General features: G+C 75.3%; 15 protein-coding genes. 6 read left to right on the top strand and 9 right to left on the bottom strand.

All coding sequences use genetic code 11. The features are described 5' to 3' along the window. The gene (locus tag ACA361_RS08845) at positions 1–2,145 is read left to right on the top strand and encodes a PQQ-binding-like beta-propeller repeat protein (protein ID WP_375011331.1); all 2,145 of its coding nucleotides are present in this window, start codon (positions 1–3) and stop codon (positions 2,143–2,145) included. Positions 2,146–2,155: 10 nt separating this feature from the next. Here the strand turns inward: ACA361_RS08845 and ACA361_RS08850 are convergent, their stop codons facing one another. Beyond that, the gene (locus ACA361_RS08850; RefSeq protein WP_375011332.1) at positions 2,156–2,497 is read right to left on the bottom strand and encodes a hypothetical protein; all 342 of its coding nucleotides are present in this window, start codon (positions 2,495–2,497) and stop codon (positions 2,156–2,158) included. Positions 2,498–2,629: 132 nt separating this feature from the next. On the opposite strand from ACA361_RS08850, the gene ACA361_RS08855 reads away from it, so the two are divergent. Continuing rightward, the gene (locus ACA361_RS08855) at positions 2,630–3,778 is read left to right on the top strand and encodes a sensor histidine kinase (protein ID WP_375011333.1); all 1,149 of its coding nucleotides are present in this window, start codon (positions 2,630–2,632) and stop codon (positions 3,776–3,778) included. Then, entirely contained in the window at positions 3,775–4,410 is a 636-nt protein-coding gene (locus ACA361_RS08860; protein ID WP_375011334.1) for a response regulator, read from the top strand. Before ACA361_RS08855 ends, ACA361_RS08860 begins: the two co-directional genes overlap by 4 nt. 116 nt (positions 4,411–4,526) lie before the next feature. On the opposite strand, the gene ACA361_RS08865 is transcribed toward ACA361_RS08860, so the two are convergent. From ACA361_RS08865 to ACA361_RS08900, 8 genes are all read right to left on the bottom strand, one after another. Next, the gene (locus ACA361_RS08865) at positions 4,527–8,192 is read right to left on the bottom strand and encodes a glycosyl hydrolase (protein WP_375011335.1); all 3,666 of its coding nucleotides are present in this window, start codon (positions 8,190–8,192) and stop codon (positions 4,527–4,529) included. Beyond that, positions 8,189–9,016, bottom strand: a complete 828-nt coding sequence (locus ACA361_RS08870; protein ID WP_375011336.1) for a carbohydrate ABC transporter permease — start codon at positions 9,014–9,016, stop codon at positions 8,189–8,191. Before ACA361_RS08870 ends, ACA361_RS08865 begins: the two co-directional genes overlap by 4 nt. After that, positions 9,013–9,981 (bottom strand): carbohydrate ABC transporter permease, encoded by a 969-nt coding sequence (locus ACA361_RS08875; RefSeq protein WP_375011337.1) that lies wholly within the window; start codon positions 9,979–9,981, stop codon positions 9,013–9,015. Before ACA361_RS08875 ends, ACA361_RS08870 begins: the two co-directional genes overlap by 4 nt. A 3-nt stretch (positions 9,982–9,984) precedes the next feature. Beyond that, positions 9,985–11,268 (bottom strand): ABC transporter substrate-binding protein, encoded by a 1,284-nt coding sequence (locus tag ACA361_RS08880; RefSeq protein ID WP_375011338.1) that lies wholly within the window; start codon positions 11,266–11,268, stop codon positions 9,985–9,987. 58 nt (positions 11,269–11,326) lie between these two features. Continuing rightward, positions 11,327–14,053, bottom strand: a complete 2,727-nt coding sequence (locus ACA361_RS08885) for a family 78 glycoside hydrolase catalytic domain (RefSeq protein ID WP_375011339.1) — start codon at positions 14,051–14,053, stop codon at positions 11,327–11,329. A gap of 270 nt (positions 14,054–14,323) precedes the next feature. Beyond that, positions 14,324–15,739, bottom strand: coding sequence for an FGGY family carbohydrate kinase (locus ACA361_RS08890; RefSeq protein ID WP_375011340.1), 1,416 nt, complete (start codon positions 15,737–15,739; stop codon positions 14,324–14,326). Between the two features lie 43 nt (positions 15,740–15,782). Continuing rightward, entirely contained in the window at positions 15,783–16,790 is a 1,008-nt protein-coding gene (locus ACA361_RS08895) for a 2-hydroxyacid dehydrogenase (RefSeq protein WP_375011341.1), read from the bottom strand. Then, on the bottom strand, positions 16,787–17,575 hold the full coding sequence (locus ACA361_RS08900) for a DeoR/GlpR family DNA-binding transcription regulator (RefSeq protein WP_375011342.1): 789 nt from the start codon (positions 17,573–17,575) through the stop codon (positions 16,787–16,789). Before ACA361_RS08900 ends, ACA361_RS08895 begins: the two co-directional genes overlap by 4 nt. A 265-nt stretch (positions 17,576–17,840) precedes the next feature. Between ACA361_RS08900 and ACA361_RS08905 the strand changes: the two genes are divergently transcribed. From ACA361_RS08905 to ACA361_RS08915, 3 genes are all read left to right on the top strand, one after another. Next, positions 17,841–19,322, top strand: a complete 1,482-nt coding sequence (locus tag ACA361_RS08905) for an FGGY-family carbohydrate kinase (RefSeq protein WP_375011343.1) — start codon at positions 17,841–17,843, stop codon at positions 19,320–19,322. A gap of 7 nt (positions 19,323–19,329) precedes the next feature. Next, a complete protein-coding gene (locus ACA361_RS08910; protein WP_375011344.1) occupies positions 19,330–19,929 on the top strand; it encodes a histidine phosphatase family protein in 600 nt (199 codons plus the stop codon). Between the two features lie 98 nt (positions 19,930–20,027). Beyond that, the gene (locus tag ACA361_RS08915; RefSeq protein WP_375011345.1) at positions 20,028–20,624 is read left to right on the top strand and encodes a dihydrofolate reductase family protein; all 597 of its coding nucleotides are present in this window, start codon (positions 20,028–20,030) and stop codon (positions 20,622–20,624) included. Position 20,625 lies beyond the last annotated feature (1 nt).

Genomic DNA, 20,625 nt, shown 5'->3' on the forward strand with positions numbered 1-20,625 from the left:
ATGGAGCCCTTGCGCCCCGGCGACCCGAGACGGCTCGCCCAGTTCAGGGTGCTCGCCAGGCTGGGGCAGGGCGGCATGGGCGAGGTCTTCCTGGGCACGTCCCCCGGCGGTCGGGCGGTGGCCATCAAGCTGATCCACCGCGAGTTCGCCGACGATCCCGGGTTCCGCGCCCGGTTCCGGCGGGAGGCGGAGATCGCGCAGACGGTCGGCGGCGTCTTCACCGCCCCGGTGCTGCGCGCCGACCCCGAGGCGGAGCGCCCCTGGCTGGCGACCTCCTACCTCCCCGGCCTGTCCCTGGACGAGGCGGTCGGGTCGTACGGCCCGCTGCCGCCGGCCGCCGTCCGGGCGCTCGCGGTGGGACTGGCGGAGGCGGTCCGGTCCATCCACCGGGCGGGCGTCGTCCACCGTGATCTCAAGCCGGCCAACGTGCTGCTCGGCCGGGACGGCCCGCGGGTGATCGACTTCGGCATCGCGCGGGCGGCCGACTCCGCGGCGATCACGCAGAGCGGCGAGGTGATCGGCTCGCCGGGGTACATGGCGCCCGAGCACGTCGCGCACGGTACCGCGGTGCCCGCCTCCGACATGTTCTCCCTCGGGGCGGTGCTGGTCTTCGCCGTCACCGGGACGGGGCCGTTCGGCGACGGTCCCGTCCATCTGGTCCTGCACCGCACCGTGCACGAGCCGCCGCGGCTGGAGGCGATGACCGACGCCGTGCTGCGCGACATCGCCGCCGCCTGCCTCGCCAAGGACCCCGCCGGACGGCCCGCCCCCGAAGAGGTGACCGCGCGGCTGGCCGAATCCGCGACCATGGACCTGCACGGCACGGGGTGGCTGCCGTACCAGGTGGTCGCCGCGATCGGCGGCCGGAGCACGGAACCGGTGCCTCCGCCGCTGCCGGTCCCCCGCCGGCGGCGGATCCCGCGCCGGGTGCTGATCGGCGGCGGGGCGGTCGCCGGGGTGGCCGCGTTCCTGGCGATCGACGACATGCGCAACCGGCCCGCCGCCACGCCGGGCGCGGTGCGCTGGATGGTGCGGTTACCAGGTGAACGGGTGCCGGGAGGGCCCGGACTCGTGATCGTCAACGGTGTGCTGCTCGCCGTCGGCGGGAGCACGCTCGCCGCCGTGGACCCGCGCGCCGGCCGGGTCCGGTGGAGCGTCCAGAACGTCCTCACCGAGGACGTGAAGGGCGTGGCATGGTCGGGGGACCGGCTGTTCCTGCGGCTCAGGGACGGCCGGATCGCCGCGTACGACACCGCCACCGGCCGGGAGGCATGGTCGCACCGGCTCGGCCTGAACTCCTCCGGCCCGCCTCCGGCGGCGGCGGGCGGTGTGGTGTGCGTCCCGGCCGGCGAGGAGAACACGCTGGCTGCCTTCGACGCCCGCACCGGCCGGGCACGGTGGCGCCACGGCACCCTCCCGACGCACGGGCCCGTCGCCTCCGGACGGACCGTCTGCCATCTGGGCGCCGAGGACCTGCTGGTGGGCGTCGACGCGGCGACCGGCCGCCGCCGGTGGTCCGCCGAACTCCCGCAGCGCTCGGAGGTTCCCCTCCAGAAGGCCGGGGACCTGGTCCTCGCGGTCAGCGGCGCGCTCCAGGCGGCTTCGCACACGGTGCTCGCCTTCGGCGCCCCGGACGGCAGGCCGCGCTGGCAGGCGGAGCTCTCCACTCCCATCACCGACGACGGGGCGCTGACCCTGGCCGACGACAGCACGATCTACATGGTCGGGTGGGCGGGCGTGGTGCACGCGCTCGACCGCCGCTCCGGGCGGCTCCGCTGGACGTACCCGCTCGGCATGGACAAGGGCTTCGCCGGCCCGCCCCCCATGGTCGTCACCCCGGGCCGGCTCTTCGCGAACTCGCGCACCGGCCTGCTCGTCGCCGTGGACAGCTCCACCGGCCGCGGCCTGTGGCAGCAGCGGCTGCACCCCGACAGCAACGGCGCGCCCGTACTCGCGGACGGCCTGCTGCACGTCGGCGACCGGGGTCTCCTCTCGTTCGACCCGGCGACCGGCCGGCTGGTGCGGCGGGTACGCGCCGACCACCGATCCCGCCTGATCTTCGCCGACAACCTGTGCGCCGCGGACGGCACGCTCTTCCACTCCAACGGCAGCGGCGAAGTCCTCGCCACCCCCACCCGCCCCTGACGCGCACGGGTCACCGGGGACGGCCCTGGACGATCAGGTGGCGTTGCAGGAGCGCGGCCGCGGCGGCGCAGCCGGCGACGCCCAGGAGGCTGGCGGCGCCCAGTTCCCCGCGGACGGCGTAGGAGGAGACCGAGGCCGTGAAGACGCCGGTGCACATGGCGAACGTGAAGGCCAGCGCGGGCGCCGCGTACCGGGCCGGCAGCGCGGCCGACACCGGCAGCAGGACGCACAGGATCAGGTCCGGTACCAGGAAGAGGTTGTCGCCCCGCCAGGAGTCATGGAGGAAGAGGAAGGCGAACGTGGCGGCGCTGATGAGGACCGCGAACGCGCGGCCGATGCCGATGAGGTTCATGGCCCCGATTCCAGCGCGGCGCGCGGCGCGCGTACATCGGCCGGTGGGCCCGAACCGGCGGCCACTCGGAGGAGGGCCGCGTCCTGCCTGCGGCGGAGGCCGCGGGCGCGGCGGCCGACCTAGGATCGGTACGTGTTCGCCGACCGGGTGGAGAATCTCGTCTCGCGCTGGTTCGTCCCGCTGCGCCTGGCACTGGTCGCGGCCCTGGCCGCCGGTGATCTGGCGCTCATGCACCGTCCCGGCGGCACCGCCGACTGGGCCCTGGTGGCCGGCGCGTACGCGGCGTACGCGGCGGCGGCACGGCTGCCGATGCCCGCCGTGGCCGCGCTCTCGGTGCTGCTGGGCATCGCCGAGGCCGCGGGCTCGGCGATGGTCGTGCCGGTCAAGGGGATGCTGGCGATCGCGCTGCTGGAGCTGGCGGTGCGGCGGCCCGCCTGGGAGCTGTTCGCGGGCGCGGCCGCGTTCGCGCTGGCGGTGGCCTGCGGGTGGGCCGGCGGCCCGGCCGCGGAGGTGCCGGCCGCGCTGTTCCGGGTGGCGGTGTTCCTCACGGTGCTGCTGCTGGCGGGGGCCTACCTGCGGTCGGCGCGGGCGGCGGCGCGGGCGGCGCGGGAACGGGCCGCCGCCGAGACGCGCGCTGCGCGCGCCGCCGAGCGTGCCGCGATGGCCCGCGAGCTGCACGATCTCGTCGCCCACCACGTCTCCTCGATGGTGCTGCGGGTCGGCGTGGCCAGGCACGTGCTGACCGATCCCGGACCGGGCGTGCGGGAGGTCCTGGACGACCTGCACGCCGCCGGCACCGCGGCGCTGGACGATCTGGGCCACCTGGTGGCGGTGCTGCGCGATCCGGCCACCGTGCACGGCGACCCGCCGCCGGTCGAGCCGGCCGCCCTGCCCGCCGCGCTGGACCGGGTAGCCGAGCGCGGCCGGTCCGCGGGGCTGGCGGTGGAGGCGTCCATCGACCCCGCGGTGGCCGGGCTGGATCCCGTCCGGGGCGGCACGCTGCTGCGGCTGGCGCAGGAGGGGATGGCCAACGCCGCCAAGCACGCCGGGCCGCGCGCCACGGTACGGCTGAGCGCGCGGGTCGACGCGGCGGCCGTCCGGCTGGAGATCCGGGACGACGGGCACGGCGCGCCGGCGCCGCCGGGGCACGGGCTGGCCGGGATGCGCGAACGGGTGGACCTGCTCGGCGGCGTCTTCGAGGCGGGCCCGGCCGGGCCCGGGTGGCGGCTGTCGGCCGAGCTGCCCGCGCCCGCTTCCGTGTCCGGAGCCGTGCGGCCGTGATCCGGGTGCTGATCGCCGACGACCAGCAGCTGGTCCGGATGGGGCTGCGCATGCTCTGCGAGTCGGCCGGTGACATGGAGGTCGCCGGAGAGGCCGCCGACGGCCGCGAGGCGGTGGAGCTGGCCGGGCGGCTCGTCCCCGACGTGGTGCTGATGGACCTGCGGATGCCCGGCCTGGACGGCACCGCGGCCACCGAGCGGATCGTGGCGGCGGGCCCGCGCCCCCGGGTGCTGGCGCTGACCACGTTCGGCGACGACGACCACCTGTACCCGGCGCTGGCCGCCGGAGCGTGCGGGTTCCTGGTCAAGAGCGCGCCGCCGGGCGAGCTGCTGGACGCGGTCCGCCGGGCCGCCGCGGGCGGTACGCCGTTCAGCCAGGACGTGCTGGGCCGGCTGGTGGAACGGGCGGTGAGCGTCCGCACCGAGACTTGCCCGGGCGATCTCACCCCGCGCGAGCGGGAGGTCCTGGCGCTGGTCGCCGCCGGGCTGTCCAACCAGGAGATCGCCGACCGGCTGCATCTGGGCGTGACGACGGTGAAGACGCACGTCGCCGCGCTGCTGGCCAAGACCGGCTGCCCGAACCGGATCCGGCTGGCGGTGTTCGCCGTGCGCGCGGGGCTGGCGCCCGGCTGACCGGCCCGCGCCATGGTCCCGGCGTATGACCCATCTGAGCAAGCGGGAGGACGCGGCGCGGTGACCGCGATGCGCGCCGCCGCCGCGGCCGACCCCCTCCTGGACGGCTGGCCGGACTAGCGGGCGCGGAGGCTCACCGGGCCGAACAGGCCCGAGACCCGCTGGCCGGCGAAGACGAAGTGGGTCGGGCTCACGTCGTCGAGATAGGGGGCGAGGGTGCCGTACACGACGATCTCGATCTCGTTGGCGCCGGGCCGCGCCGAGGAGCCGAGGTCGAAGGTGTACGGCGCGCAGACGCGGACCCCGGCCGGGCGGCCGTTCACCGTCACCTCGGCGGTGCCGCGGACGCGCCCGAGGTCGAGCGTGCCCGCGGTGGTGCCGGTGGGGAGGTCGACGCGGCGGCGGTAGCGCACGCCACCGCTGTATCCGGCCAGGCCGGACTCCTCCCAGTCGCCGAGCGCGATCGTGCCGGGGCCCGCCGCGAACCGCACCGGGCCCGCCAGCGCGGCGCCGCCCTGGTCTCCCGGCCGCGTCCGGATCCGGAGCTCGGCGATGCGCGCCCCCGGCCGGCCGTTCCCGGGGAGGGGCACATCGGCCGCCCGGCCGGCGGTGAACTCCAGGCTCCGGTCGTCCAGCAGGACCTCCAGCAGCTCGCCGGTGACCTCGAACGACATCCGCGCCGCGCCGGGCGGGACGGTGAAGCGCAGCCGCTCCACGCGGTCCGCCGTTCCGGGTACGGCGAGGCGGGCCGGCAGCACGGCGCCGCCGGCGGGGCCGCCCTCCAGCCAGGCCGCGCCGGGCAGCGGGTGGGGGCGGCGGCGCAGGTGCAGCGCGGCCGGGTCGCCGTGCTGGCGGCGCCGCGTCCGCACGGCCGCCGGGGCGCCGCCGCGCGCCGCGGTCCAGCCGGGCCCGGAGATCGCGGCGCCGTCCACCAGCACCGCCGGGGGCTCGCCCGTGCCGGTGAGGACCAGCGCCAGCTCCGTCCCGCCCACGGGCAGCTCGTAGCGGCCGGCGCGCGGGGACCCGTGCTCGGCGTACGGGTCGAAGCCGCCCTGCCGGCCGATCTCCGTCCCGTCGAGCAGGACGCGGCACGGCGCCGCCGACACGACCTGGAGGGTCGTGCCGGGTCCCGGCGCGGTCGTGAACACCACCTGCTCGCCGGGCGGGCCGCCGCCCGCGACGGTCATCCACTCGGGGCGGCGGTAGGCGGCCGGGTCGGTCACCACGGCGACGTGGGCGCGCAGCCGCACGTCCTCGTCGGGGACGAGCCGCAGTTCGAGGTCGTGGTCCCCGGCCGGTAGCGCGGCGGTGCCGACGGCGAGGTAGCCGAGATCGTCGAGCGGGACGGCGGCGCCGTCCACCAGCAGCGTCTTCGCCGCGGCGGCGCCGACCGCCAGGCGGCCCTCGGCCGGTACGGTCAGGCGCGCCCGGAACGTCACCTGCTCCCCGGCGGGCACGTCGCCGAAGTCGAGGAACTCCTCCGGCACGTGCCCTTTGGGCCCGAGGACCTCGCGGTGCACGGGGTCCTTGCGGATGCCGCGCGAGCCGGAGTACACGGCCGTCCGCCAGGGTCCGCCGTCCGCGGTCCCGCGGCGCCAGAGGCCGTGCGGTCCGAAGGTGGCGTGGGCGGGCGCCCAGCCGTCCGCGCCGCCGTCGCCCTCGACGCGGTGCAGCAGGTCCCAGCGTTCCAGCGGGACGGCCTCCCCGGCCGGGAGGGCGAAGTCGCCGCCGGAGTTGTCGAGCGTCGGGACGAGTTCCATGTCCCAGGTCGTGCCGAGGTCGATGACGGTCTCCGGCCCGGGCGCGGCGGCGGGGGGCTCGTCTTCCCCGGCCGCGCCGCCGGGGAAGACGAGCAGCGCGGCGGGACCGTCGTCGAACGGGACGACCACCTCGGCGGCCGTCCCGGACGGCGTGCACGCGAGCGGCCGCGGCGGCCCGCCGAACGGGCTCACCAGGTAGGCCGGTCCGCGCACGCCCTCGACGCGCACGGGCACGTCCCGCAGGTAACGGTCCGGGTCGAAGTCGTAGGTGACGTCGAGCCAGCCGAGGTCGATGCCGCGCTCGTCGGGCCGCCCGACCGAGACCCGGCTGGCCATGGACTCCGCCGCGGTCAGGAAGACGACGGTGGCGCCGTCCACCTCGCGGACCAGGGCGGGGACGGGCGCCTCGACCCGGCGCTCCTTTTCCAGCAGCGCGGCGAGGCCGGCGACGTCCGGAACGGTCTCGACCAGCCCGGCCAGCCGTTCGACCGCCGCGCCGGCCGCGGGGTCGCCGACGCCCTCGCGGGGCGGCGGGCCGATCGCGATGACGCGCCCGCCGTCCTCGATCAGCTCGGCGAGCCGCCGGGCCGTCTCGCCCTCCAGCACGGTGCAGGCGGGCAGCAGGACGGTGGCGTACGACTCGTCCGCGACGTTCAGCCGCCCCTTGGCGACCACCGCGCGCTGCGCCGAGTCGTCGTCGAGCACGTCGGCGTCGATCCGCAGCCGGTCGAGCGCGCCGGGCACCATCCGGAACCACGCCATGTCGCCGACCAGGGCGCGGTAGGTGTCCTGGGCGAGCGCCGCGGCGGCGTCCACGCCGTCCAGCCGGGTCCCGGCCTGGGCGGTGGCGGTCGGGAAGAGCACGGCGGTGTCGCACACGTGCCGGCCCAGGGACAGCGCCGCGCACAGCCGCGCGACGGCGTCGGCGAAGACCTTGTGGTGCGCCCAGTACGGCTGCCGCCAGTCGGTGGCCGGCGGCGCCCACTCCCACCAGCCCGCCTTGGTCGTGGCGTAGACGGCGTGCGGGTTGTAGAGGGTCGCCCCGGCGCGCAGCCAGGGCAGCAGCCAGTCGAACGTCTCCTCCAGCGTCCCGCCCCAGCCGCTGGAGTGGAACGCCTCGATCCAGACGCGGTCCCGCCCGTACAGGTGCGCCAGGGACGAGTGGACGCGCGCGTCGCCGTGGTGGTCGGAGCCGGGCGCGCCGAACCAGCGGTGCGTGCGCGCGTAGTCGGCGTACAGCCGGACGCCGTCGGCGGGCAGGCCGGCGCGCGCCGGGTCCTGCTGGTCGCAGCCGTGCAGCAGCCCGTGCCGCTCGTGCCACTCGGCGAGCGGGCGGAAGAACGCCTCCTCGGCCAGCTCGGCGCGGGTCAGGTGGTAGTCGCGCCGGATCGCGCCGCCGCCGTCGCCGCCTTCCCAGAGCGCCTTGAGGTGCGGTACGAGGTCGTAGCCGCGCCGCCGCTCGAACTCCCCGGCGAACGCGTCCGTCCAGGTCGGCAGCGACGGCAGCTCGTCCTGGAACGATCCCACGATCACGTTGCCGAGGCGGTGTCCGAGGCGCCGCTCGAACTCGCCGTGGACCCGGTCGAGCAGCACCGCGCACGCCTCGGCCGACAGGTAGTCGAAGCCGCGCGCGGCGGTGCCGCCGCCGCGTTCCAGCCACTGCCCGGCGAAGCCCGGCACGTCCCGGACCAGGCGGGCCTGGAGGTCGGCGCCGGAGAAGCCGAGCTGGTCGTAGAACCAGAGGGACACGCCCAGCCCGGCGGCGTCCTCGCAGACCCCGTCGAGCAGCTCCCACCACGCCTCGGAGAAGAACGGCGGGTCGTCGGCGTCCGAGCCGAACATCGGCCCGGACGGCGCCAGGTTCAGGATGACCAGGTTGAAGACGCCGCCCTCGGCGAACCGTTCGAGCTGGCGGCGCAGCCGCGGCCGCTCCAGCCGCTCGCCGCTCCACCACCAGATGGGCGCCGGGGAGTACGCGCGCGGGGGCGACTCCAGGACCGCGCGCAGCCGGGCCGGGATCATCCCTTGAGCCCGCTCGCGAAGCCCTTGATGACGTACCGCTGGAGCAGCAGGAACACCACCAGGATCGGCAGCGCGGCCAGCACCAGGCCGGCGAAGACCAGGCCGTAGTCCGACACGTACTGGCCGACGAACGCGAAGATCCGCACCGGCACGGTCTCCCGCGCCGAGCCGCCGAGGTAGAGCAGCGGGGTGAAGAAGTCGTTCCAGATGAACACCGCGTTCAGGATCAGCACCGTGCCGGTGATCGGCCGCAGCAGCGGGAACACCACCCGGGTGAACGCCTGGAGGTGGCCCGCGCCGTCGATCATCGCGGCGTTGGCGTAGTCGGCGGGCAGCGCCCGGATGAACCCGGTGTAGAGGAAGATCGTGAACGGCAGCTGGATGCCGGTGTAGAAGACGATCATCCCCTGGTAGGTGCCGAGCAGCCCGGCCGCGTCCACCATCTTGAACAGCGGGATCATGCCGAGCTGGAACGGCAGCACGATGCCGAGCAGGAACAGCACGTACAGCCCGAACCCGAGCCGGGTGGCGCAGCGGGCCAGGAAGTACGCGGCGAACGATCCCACCGCGATCAGCACCAGCAGGCTCGCCGCGGTGATCACCGTGCTGTTGAGCAGCGCCGAGCCGAGCGAGGCCCGTTCCCAGGCGTCGGAGAAGTTCCCGAACGTCGGGGACGTCGGCGGCGACAGCGGCGCCGACGCGATCTCCTGCTTGCCCTTCAGCGACAGCGTCACCAGGGCGTACACCGGGAACAGGAACGCCAGGGCGACGGCGATCATCACGAGTTCGAGCAGGAACGTGCGGAAGCCGTAGCGGAGGCTCACGCGCTCACCTCCCGGCCGCGCAGGTAGTAGATCTGGACGAGCGACACCGCGGCCACGAACAGCGCCAGCACCAGCGCGATCGCCGTGCTGTAGCCGTAGTTGCCGAAGACGAACGCCTGCTTGTAGAGGACGGTGGACAGCGTCTCGCTGGCGTGCCCGGGACCGCCGTTGGTCGCCGCGTACACCTGGTCGAACAGCTTGAGCCCGCCGATGGTGGACAGCATCAGGTTGATCGTCACCGCGGGCGCCAGCAGCGGCCAGGTCACGTGCCGGAACCGCTGGAACCGCCCGGCGCCGTCGATCATCGCGGCCTCGTGCAGGTCCTGCGGGACGCCCTCCAGGCCGGCCAGGAAGATGACCATCGAGTAGCCGGCGAACTGCCAGACCACCATCCCCGCCACCGACCAGATCGCCAGCGACGGGTTCCCGAGCCAGTCCTGGCGCAGGCCGCCGAGCCCGACGGCACCGAGGATGCCGTTGAGCCCGGCGTCCGGCGCCGGGTTGTAGACGTACTTCCACAGGAACGCGACCATGACCGGGCTGACGACGGCGGGGGCGAAGAACACCACCCGCAGCACGGCCCGCGACTTGATCCGCGTGTGGACGCCGAGCGCGAGCAGCAGCCCGATGCCGTTCTGCACGAAGACGATCGCGACGGTCAGCAGCAGCGTGTTGACCAGCGAGCCCCGGGCGGCCTCGTCGCCCCACAGCCGGCCGAAGTTCGCGAACCCGGTGAACGAGCGGTCGCCGAGACCGTTCCAGTCGGTGAAGGCGAAGACCATGCCGCTGACGCTCGGGTAGAGCACCACCAGCACGTACACGGCGAGGGCGGGCGCCGCGAACCACCACGGCGGCGTCAGGAATCCGCCCCGGCGCCGCCGGGGGCGCCGCCCTTCCGGGACGGTGCCCTTCCCGGCCGGGCGGCCGGCCGCCGGCGTGGCCGGGGCGCTTGTCGTGGGTGCCACTGGTTACTTCTTCCGGTAGGTCTCGTCCAGCTTCGCCAGCCCCTGCGGGATCGTGGTCCTGCCGCCGAGCAGCTCCTGGACCATGGCGAAGTGCGCGGGCTGGACCTCGGCGTTGGGCCACGCCTGGTCCATGAACGGGACGGCCTTGCCGCCGTCCATGAACGGCAGGAACGGGTCCAGCACCGGGTCGATCTTGGAGCTGCCGTCGCGGACGAACGGGACGCACGCGACGGCCTCGGACCAGGCGTTGATGTTGCGCTGCTCGCCGAGGAAGCCGAGGAACTCCTTGGCGGCGTCCTTGTTCTTGCTGCGGGCGCTGACGCCCACGCCGACGACGACGCCGGCGGGGATCCAGACGTCCGCCTCCTTGTCCGCGCCGGGCACCGGGAACATCGACAGGTCGTCGGGGCTGGTGGCGGCCTTGCGGAAGTCGGGCAGCACCGCCGAGACCTGGATCGCCATCCCGGCCTTGCCGGTGGCGACCATGGAGGTGGCCTGCTCGAAGGTGGTGCCGTTGGGGTTGTCGTTGAAGAAGCCGCGCTTCTGCAGCTCCAGGTACATCTCCAGCGCCTGCACCCAGCCGGACTGCGCGAACGACGCGGACCCGGCCTTCATCTGCTCGTCGAACCTCGGGTTCTTGGCGTACACGGTCGACGGCACCAGCGCGTAGGTGATCAGCTGCGTGATCCAGGGGGTCTGCGCGCCCAGCGCGATCGGGACCTTGCCCTTCTTCTTGATCTTGTCGCAGACCTGGAGGAACTCGCTCCAGGTCTTGGGCGGCTCGACCCCGGCCTCCTGAAAGACCTTCTTGTTGTAGATGGCGCCGATGACGCTGGAGCCGGGCGAGTAGATGAAGGTCTTGCCGTCCAGCTGGTACGCGGGCTTGAAGTTCGCCGGGATCTTCTTGGTCCACGCCTGGTCGCTCAGGTCGGTGAGCAGCCCGGCCTGGGCGATCTGCACCATGCTCATCGCGCTGCCGTTGCCCGGGAACACCACGTGCACGTCGGGGGCGTTCCCCGCGCCGAGCTGGGTGCGCACCGAGGTCTGCACCTGGTCGGTGGGCGCGAACGAGGTGTTGAACTTGACCTTGGTGTACGCCTTGGTGAGCGCGTCGAGCGCCTTCTGCTGGTCGGCGACGCCGACCAGGCGCAGGGTGCCGGACCCGCCCGACGAGCCGCCGCCGCAGGCCGCCAGGACCCCGGGCAGCGCTACCGCCGCGGCCGCCCCGCCGGTCGCGCGCAGGAAGTTGCGGCGGCTCAGGGGCGCCCTCTCGAACGACGATGTCATGTGTCCTCCTCGATGACCGGCGGGGAACCGCCGGGACCGTCCCGCTCGGGGACGGCGGTCAATGGGCCTCCGCGGTGAAGCGGTACTCCCCCGACGTCACGTGGCAGCGGAGCGCGCCGGGCTCCGCGGCGATGATGCGCACCCCGGGCGCCTCGGCCGCGGGGACGCCGCCCTCCCGCACGCCGCCGGGGTCCGGCGTGGGGACGACCACGGTGGCGGACGCCCCGGGCGGCACCGTCACCTGGAGCCGGAACGCGCCGTCCTCGCGGGTCCACGCGGTGCGGACGGTGCCGCGCACCGACTCGTACGACGCGCTCGCCGCCGTCAGGCCGCCGGGGCGGGGGCGGATCAGCAGCTCGCGGTAGCCGGCCGAGTCCGGGGCCTGGCCGAGGCCGGCGACGCCCTGGTAGAGCCATTCGCCGACCGAGCCGAGCGCGTAGTGGTTGAACGAGTTCATCGCGGCGGCCTGGAACCCGCGCTCGTCGGTGTAGCCGTCCCAGCGCTCCCAGACGGTGGTGGCGCCGTGCCGCAGCGGGGACAGCCAGGACGGCGCCTCGGTACGGCGCAGCAGCGCGTGCGCGAGGTCGGCGCGGCCGTGCGCGTCGAGCACCGGCGCGATCAGCCCGACGCCGAGGAACCCGGTGGTCACCCCGGGGCCGGCGGCCTCGACCAGCTCGGCCAGCCGCGCGGCGGCGCGCGGCACGAGCGCGGCGGGCAGCAGGTCGAACGCCAGGGCCAGCAGGTAGGCGGTCTGGGTGTCGCCCTCGACCCGGCCGTCCGCGGTCACGAACCGTTCGCCGAACGCCTTGCGGACGTGCTCGGCGAGCGATCCGTACCGGCGCGCCGTCTCGCCGCGGCCGAGGACCTCGGCGGCGCGGGCGGTCAGCTCGGCGCTGCGGGCGAAGTACGCGGTGGCGACGACGTCGCGCGGGGTCGGGGCGAGCGCGAGCCAGTCGGCGTAGTGCGGGCCGACGCGGCGGCTCCACACCAGGTCGGGGTTGTGCCGGTGGACGAAGTCGACCCAGGCGCACATGGCGTCGAGGTTGCGTTCCAGAACGCGCTCGTCGCCGTAGACGGTGTAGAGGTGCCAGGGCACCAGGACCCCGGCGTCGCCCCAGCCGGGCGCGCCCTCGTCGGCGACCCCGGCCAGCCGGGGCGCGACGTTGGTGAAGCAGCCGTCGGCGGACTGGGCGCCGCGCACCTCGCGCAGCCAGCCGTCGAAGAAGGCCGCGACGTCGGCGTTCAGGCAGGCGGTCGGCAGGAACACCTGGGCGTCGGCGAGCCAGCCGAGCCGCTCGTCGCGCTGCGGGCAGTCGGTGGGGACGCTGACGAAGTTGGAGCGCTGGCCCCACTCGATGTTGCGGTGCAGCCGCTCGACGGCCGGGTCCGAGCAGGCGAACGCGCCCGCCCAGGGGGTGTCGCTGTGCAGGACCACGCCGGTGACGTCGGCCGCGTCCAGGGACTCCAGCCCGGACACCTCGGCGTACCGGAAGCCGTGGTAGGTGAAGCCCGGCTCGAAGACCGCCTCGGCGGCGTCGCCCGCGACGAGCACGTCGGTGGCGGCGGCGGTGCGCAGGTTGGCGGTGTAGATCCGGCCGTCGTCGTCGAGGGTCTCGGCGTGCCGGATCACGACCCGGTCGCCGCGGGCCAGGCCGCGCGCGGTGAGCCGGACGCGGCCGGCGAAGTTCTGCCCGAAGTCGACGAGGTGGCGGCCGTCCGGGTCGCGGGTGACGGACACCGCGGGCAGCTCCCGGACGGCGCGGACGGGTTGCGCGACCGACGCGATGAGCAGGTCGTGGCCGTCGCCGGTGACCTGGGCGGGGAGCCAGCCGGCGAGCGCCTCGGCCGTCGCGGCGGGCGGGTCCGGGCGGTCCCAGCCGGGGGTCTCGCGGCGGAGGTCGTGGCACTCCCCCATGAGGAGGTCGGCGTACCGGACGGGCCCGCGCGCGGTCAGCCAGTCGGCGCCGGTGGCGATGACCTCGGTGGCGCCGTCGGCGTGGGTGAGGTGCAGCTCGGCCAGGAGTTCCGGGAACGTTCCGTAGTGGGCGCCGGAGCGGCGGGCGTCGAAGCCGGTGAAGCCGCTCCACCAGCCGTCGGCGATCGTCGCGGCGAGCACGTTGCCGCCCGCGCGCAGCAGCGCGGTCACGTCGTAGGTCTGGTACTCGATCCGGTCGCGGTAGTCGGTCCAGCCGGGGGCCAGCTCGGCGTCGCCGGCGCGGACGCCGTTGACGCGGACCTCGTACAGGCCCTTGGCGGTGACGTACAGCCGGGCGCGGACGGGCGCGGCGGCCGTCTCGAACGCGCGCCGCAGCCGGATCGCCGGTTCGAGCCCGTGGTCGGGGATGGCGAGCACGCCCTCCTCGGGGGCGTCCACCACGTCCAGCGCGGTCCGGTCGTGGGTGATCCACGACGCCGTCCAGCCGGTGGGCGCGCCCATCCCGGTCTCGAACCACGACTCCGCCTCGCCCGCCGCGCCGTCCTCGGCGGTGACGGTGACGGTCCAGCGGTAGCGGGTGCGGGGCCGCAGCGGCTCGCCCGCGTAGAGCGCCCCGACCGCGGCGGGATCGGCGACCTGCCCGGAGTCCCAGACCTCGGTGCCGTCCGCGGCGCCGCCCGCGACGCGCACGCGCACCCGGTACGCGGCGGGCGCGTCGCCGCGCCGGCCGGACGCCAGCCGCCAGGACAGCAGCGGCGCGGCCGCGTCCAGGCCCAGCGGCTCGGCGCGGTGGTCGCAGCGGAGCCCGTAGGGCGCCAGCGTCGCGCTGGGGGAACCGGTACCGGTCACCGGAGCACTCCGATCATGAATATCAACAGTTCTGCTGAGAACTTAACGCGATTTTACGAGAAATTAAGAGTAGGAGCTGCCCGATCAGGGTGTCAAGGCTCGGGAGAGGCTATTTCGGCGGCCGCCGACCCGAATTCCGCGCGCGCCGAAGCGACCCCTTCGCCCTAGGTCAGAGCGGCTACGAGGAGCCCCTTTCCGGTGCCGAACGGCGGAATGCGAATGGCCGCGCGGCCGCGGTGACGCTGTTTGAGATAGGAACGCTATTCGACTTTACGAACTGTCCTGCCAGCGTTCCCGGGCGGCCGCGACCCGGTTCCGGTACGCCGCGTACTCCTCCTCGTAGAAGGCGGCGCGGCCCGGGTCGGGATCGCGGACGCCGGCGGGCCGCGTCCACTCCGCCGCGTCGAGCCCGTGCCCCGCGGCCAGCACGGCGCCCCGCGCCCCCGCCTCCGCCGCGGCGACCCGCAGCGGGCGGCCGAGCACGTCCGCGAACAGCCCGAGCCAGGAGTCGCTGCGCGTGCCGCCGCCCGCCACGGCGAGCTCCCCGGACAGGCCCGCGGCGGCCAGGCAGTGCCGCGCCGCGAAGGCGATGCCCTCGCAGGTCGCCCGGACCAGATCGGCGGTGGTCGTCTCCAGGCTCACGCCGGTGATCTCCGCGCGGGCCGCCGGCTCGACGAACGGGGCGCGCTCCCCCGAGGGCGCGAAGAACGGCAGCACCCGCACGCCCCGCGCCCCCGGCGGGGAGGCGGCGAGCAGGTCCTCCAGGTCGCCGTGCCCGGCGCCGACGGCGTCCAGCACCCAGTCCAGCGCGGCGGTGCCGACCATCGCGGGCATGCCGCGCAGCCAGCGGCCGGGCCGCCCGGTGGCGAAGTGGAACCCGGCCGGCTCGCCGGCCAGCATCGGCTCGTCGATCACCGCCAGGCAGGCCAGCGTGGTCCCGATGATCAGCAGCCCGTCGCCCGGCTCGGTCACCCCGGCGCCGAGCGCGCAGGCGGGCACGTCGAACGGTCCCGCGGTCATCGGCAGCCCCGCCGGCAGTGGGCGGCCGGCGAGCACCGCGCCCTCGGGCCGCGGCTCGGCGACGGGCGCGAGCAGCCCGGCCCGGTGCGACAGCCCGCAGGCGGCCAGCGCCTCGGCGTCGTACGCGCGCGTCCGCGGGTTCAGGAAGGGCACCGACGCGTCGCTCACGTCGGTGGCGCGGACGCCGGTCAGCCGCTGGAAGACCACGTCCTTGCAGTACGCGGCGGTCGCGGCGGCGTCCAGCGCCGCGGGCTCGTGCCGGTCCAGCCAGGCGAGCACGGGCGCCGGGCAGCCCGGGAACAGGGCGTTGCCGGTCCGCCGGAACACCGTCTCCGCCACGCCGCTCGCCGCCCATTCGGCGACGATGTCCCCCGCCCGCGCGTCCATCCAGGTGATCGCGGGGCGGACCGGCCGGGCGTCCCGGTCGACCAGCCACACGCCGTCGCCCTGGCCGGTCAGCCCGGCCGCGACCGGGTCCGGGTGGCGGGCGGTGAGCGCGCCGAGCACCTCGGCGACGGCGCCCGCGACCTCGTCCGGGTCCTGCTCGGCCCGGCCGTCCCGCGCGCTCGTGCGCGCGGGACGCGCCTCGACCGCCAGTACCCGGCCGGTCTCGCCGAACGCCGCGGCCTTGACCACGGACGTGCCCACGTCGATCCCGATGAACATCGTGGGCCTCCTCACTTGCGTCGGGGGCGCCCCGTCGGGGCGTTCAGGAGGGGTTGAGGCAGTGGGCGAGCGGCTCGCCCCGGTGCAGGCGGCCGACCTCGGCCGCGACGATCCGCGCCGCCTTCTCGGCGACGGCGCGGCTGGCGCCGCCCAGGTGGGGGGTCATGACCAGGTTCGGCGCGGAGAGCACGCGCGCGCCGGGGGGCGGCGGCTCCTCGGCGAACGTGTCGAGCCCGGCCGCCAGCAGGTGGCCCGACTCCAGCGCGTCGCAGAGGGCGTCCTGGTCCAGCAGCCCGCCGCGGGCGCAGTTGATCAGCACCGAGCCGGGCGGCATCAGGCCGATCTCGCGGGCGCCGATCAGGCCGCGGGTCTCGGGGGTGAGCCGAGCGTGCAGGGAGACGATGCGGGAGCGGCGAAGCAGGTCGTCCAAGCTGGCGGGACCATCACCGTCCGGCAGGTACGGGTCGTACACCTGGACGTCGGCGCCGAAGCCGGCGAGGATCCGCGCGACGCGGCTGCCCACGGCGCCGCCGCCGACCAGGCCGACCGCGGTGCCCTCCAGCTCGAGGCCGGTGGCGTCGTAGGTGTAGTAGCGCCCGCCCCACTCGCCGCGCCCGGCGAGCGCCGCGTGCGTCTCGGGGATGCGCCGCAGCGCGGCCAGCAGCAGGCCGACCGTGTACTCGGCGGTGGCGGTCGCGTTGCGGCCCGGCGCGTAGCAGACGCGGACGCCGCGGGCCGTGGCGGCCTCGACGTTCACGTTGATCGGGCCGCCGCGCGCGACGGCGACCAGCTCCAGGTCCGGCGCGTTGTCCAGGACCTTGGCGGTGATGGGCGCCATCTGCGTCACGCAGGCGCGGGCGCCCTCCAGCGCCTCGATCATCGCCTCCTCGGTGCCGGACGCCTCGTCCACCTCGCCCACCGGCCCGAACGGGGTCACCGGCCAGGGCAGTTCGAGCGGCCGGACGTCGGCGGCGCCGCCGAGCTCGGCGCGCAGCGCGCCGTCCAGCAGCTCCGGGAGGACGAAGCGGTCGCCCGCGGCCAGCACCCTCATGTCGTCGCCATCTCGTAGGTCACCTTCTGTTCGTCGAGGTCGCGCAGTGCCTCGGCGCCGGCGCCGTCGTCCACGATGACGCGGTCGAACACCGAGAGCGGCGCCACCCTGTGCAGCGCCACGCGGTTGAGCTTGGAATGGTCGATGAGCAGCACGTTGCGGGCGGCGGCGCCGAGCATGGCGCGCTTCACCGAGACGATGTGCTGCTCCTGGTGGTAGGCGAACCCGCCGGAGACCGCGGAGGTGGACACGAAGCACAGGTCCACGTGCAGCGCCGTGATGGCGTCCACGCAGGCCACCCCGAGGAACGAGTCGTGGAGCGGGTCGTAGTCGCCGCCGAGCGCCATCAGCCGGATGTCCCGCTCGCTGGCCAGCAGGTTGATCGCCTCGCGGAAGTTGGTGATGACGGTCAGCGGCGTGATGCCCGAGAGCCGGCGGGCGAGCGCGAGCGTCGTGGTGGAGTCGTCCAGCATCACCGCCATGCCCGGCTCGACCAGCTCGACGGCCCGCTCGGCGATGGCGTCCTTGGCGGCGCGCATCGACTTCATCCGGTAGGCGACGTTGCTCTCGAACACCCCGGACGGCTGGGCGGTCACGCCGCCGCGGTGCTTGCGCACGATGCCCTGGCGCTCGAGCTCGTCGAGGTCGCGGTGGATCGTCATCAGGCTCACGCCGAAGCGCTCGGCGAGGTCGGCCGCGGTGACCGAGCCCGCGGTGAGGACGAGGTCGGCGATGTCCTGCCGGCGGCGCTCGGGGCCACGGCGGCCGCTGCTGTCGTGGGTCATGCTTCGATCCTCCCGTGGAGGCGCACCGCACGACCGGTGATCGACGGGAACCGGGTGGGGCAAGAGGTGGCGAGGTGATACGGCGGGCCGTCCGCTAACAGTCTCGGTCGGCCACGTCACAGAGCTTGTAACATCGCTCGCCATCTCGTCAACCCCCAGTACAGCCCGGTTTGCCGGCGGATCCACCACCCTCGGACAGAGGCAAGATAACGTCATGATGTTGTAAGTTCACATCAGTCAGCGCGAAAACAAAGGGGTAAATATCGTGGGAGTGGGGCCACCGGACGCCGTCTGGGTCGGCATCGACGTCGGCACGCAGGGCGTCCGCGCGCTCGCCGTCACCGCTGCGGGCCGGGTCGCCGGCCGCGGCGCCGCACCGCTCACCGGGCGGCGCGAGGGCGCGCGCCACGAGCAGTCCCCCGCCGGCTGGTGGACCGCCGTCGCGGCCGCCGCCCGCGCCGCGCTCGCCGAGGTCCCGCCGCCCGCCGCCGTGCGCGGCGTGGCCGTCTGCAGCACCTCCGGCACCGTCCTGCTCACCGGCCCGGACGGCGAGCCGCTGACCGAGGGCCTCATGTACGACGACGGCCGCGCGCCCGCCCAGGCCCGCGCCGCGCAGGAGGCCGGAGAGGCCCTCTGGGACCGGCTCGGCCTCCGCATCCAGCCGTCCTGGGCCCTCGCCAAGGTGCTGTGGCTCGCCCGCGAGCACCCCGCCCTCCTCTCCCGCGCCCGCATCGCGCACCAGGCCGACCTCGTCGTCGCGCGGCTCACCGGCGGGCCCGCCGCCACCGACTCCAGCCACGCCCTCAAGACCGGGTACGACCTCCAGGCCGAGGCGTGGCCGCGCGAGGTGCACGAGCGGCTCGGCCTGCCCGCGTCCCTGTTCCCCGAGGTCGTCCGCCCCGGCACCGTCGTCGGCGAGGTCTCCGCCGCCGCCGCGGCGGAGACCGGGCTTCCCGCGGGCACCCCCGTCGTCGCCGGGATGACCGACGGCTGCGCCTCCCAGCTCGGCTCCGGCGCCCTCCGCGTCGGCCGCTGGAACTCGGTGCTCGGCACGACGCTCGTCCTCAAGGGCGTGACCGCCGAACCGATCCGCGACCCCGCCGGGGTCATGTACAGCCACCGCGCCCCGGACGGGGCATGGCTGCCCGGCGGCGCGTCCAGCGTCGGCGCGGGCGTCCTCACCGCGGACCCCGCCGACCTCCCGCGCCTGGACGAGCTGGCCGCGCGGCACGAGCCGTCCGGCGCGCTGGCCTACCCGCTGGTCTCCCGCGGCGAGCGGTTCCCGTTCCTCGCACCCGAGGCCGAAGGCTTCCTGCTGGGGACCCCGTCCGGCGAGGGCGACCGGCACGCGGCGCTCCTCCAGGGCGTCGCGTACGTCGAACGGCTGGCCCTCGCGTACGTGCGGCGGCTCGGCGCCACCGTCGAGGGCCCGATCACGTTCACCGGCGGGGCCGCCCGCAGCGCGTACTGGTGCCGGCTCCGCGCCGACGTCCTCGGCCGCGAGGTCCGCGTCCCCGAGCACGCCGACGCCGCCCTCGGCATGGCGGTGCTCGCCGCGTACGGGACGCGCGGGGACGCCGCGCCGGCGGACGTCGCGGAGTCCATGGTCCGCGTCCGCGCGGTCGTGGAGCCGAACCCGGGCAGGATGGAACGGTTCACCGAGCCGTTCCACCGCCTGCTGGACGAACTGGAACGGCGCGGCTGGCTGCCCTCCGAGGTGGCCGCCTACGCACGCGAGCACGGATGACGGGGCGATGAGCACGACACTCTTCCTTGCGCGGCACGGGCAGACCGTGTGGCACGCCGAGAACCGGTACGCGGGGGTCAGCGACATCGCGCTCACCGCCGCGGGCCGCGAGCAGGCCGAACGGCTCGGCGCCTGGGCCGGCGGCGCCGCGCTCGACGCGGTCTGGGCGTCGCCGCTGAGACGGGCCCGCGCGACCGCGGCGCCGGCCGCCGCGGCCCTCGGCCTGCCGGTCACCGTCGACGGCGACCTGACCGAGCTGGACTTCGGCTCGGCCGAGGGCCGCACGCTCGCCGAGCTGCCGCCCGCCGAGGTCGCCGCGTTCCGCGCCGATCCGGTCGCGGGCGCGTTCCCGGGCGCGGAGAACCCGGCCAAGGCCGCGGTCCGCGGGGCGGCGGCGCTGCGCCGCATCGCCGCCCGCCACGAGGCGGGACGCGTGCTCGTGGTCGCGCACAACACCCTGCTGCGGCTGACGCTCTGCGAGCTGATCGGGATCGCGCCCGCGCGCTACCGGTCCCTGTTCCCGCAGGTGGGCAACTGCACCCTCACCGAGATCCGGCTGGACGCCACGGCCACGGCCCTGATGTCGTTCAACGCCCCGCTCCCCTGACCGAGATCTTTTTCTCCGGAGGATGTCGAGAACGTCGCGGCGGCTCCGACCTTCCCGCGAACGGCCCGGAAAGGGGCCCGCGAGCTGGAGGTAGCACGATGAGCAAGGTCACCTGCGACATCGCGATGTCGATCGACGGGTTCACGGCGGGGCCGGACCAGAGCCTGGACGCCCCGTTCGGCACCGGCGAGAACGGGCGGCTGACCCGGTGGCTCGTCGAGGAGCCCGAGACCGGCGCCGCGGCGATGGAGGTCGCGAACACCGCCGGGGCGTACGTGATGGGCCGCAACATGTTCGGCCCCGGCCGCGGCGCCTGGGACCTGGACTGGAAGGGCTGGTGGGGCGACGAGCCGCCCTACCACGCGCCGGTGTTCGTGCTGACCCACCACCCGCGCGAGCCGCTCGAGATGGCGGGCGGCACGGTGTTCCACTTCGTCACCGGCGGGATCGAGGAGGCGCTGAAGCGGGCGCGCGAGGCGGCCGGGGACGCGCACGTCGCCATCGCCGGCGGCGCCGCGACGGTCAACCAGTACCTGGCGGCCGGGCTGGTGGACGAGCTGCGCGTCCACGTGGCCCCGGTCGTGCTCGGCGCCGGCGAGCGCCTGTTCGCGGGCGTCGCCGACGTGGACCTCGAACTGGTCGGCACGTCCGGGACCGGGCTGGTGTCCCACCTGACCTACCGGGTGGTCCGCTAGC

Origin of the sequence: Actinomadura sp. 21ATH, from assembly GCF_041951345.1 — a bacterium.
Lineage (GTDB): Bacteria > Actinomycetota > Actinomycetes > Streptosporangiales > Streptosporangiaceae > Spirillospora.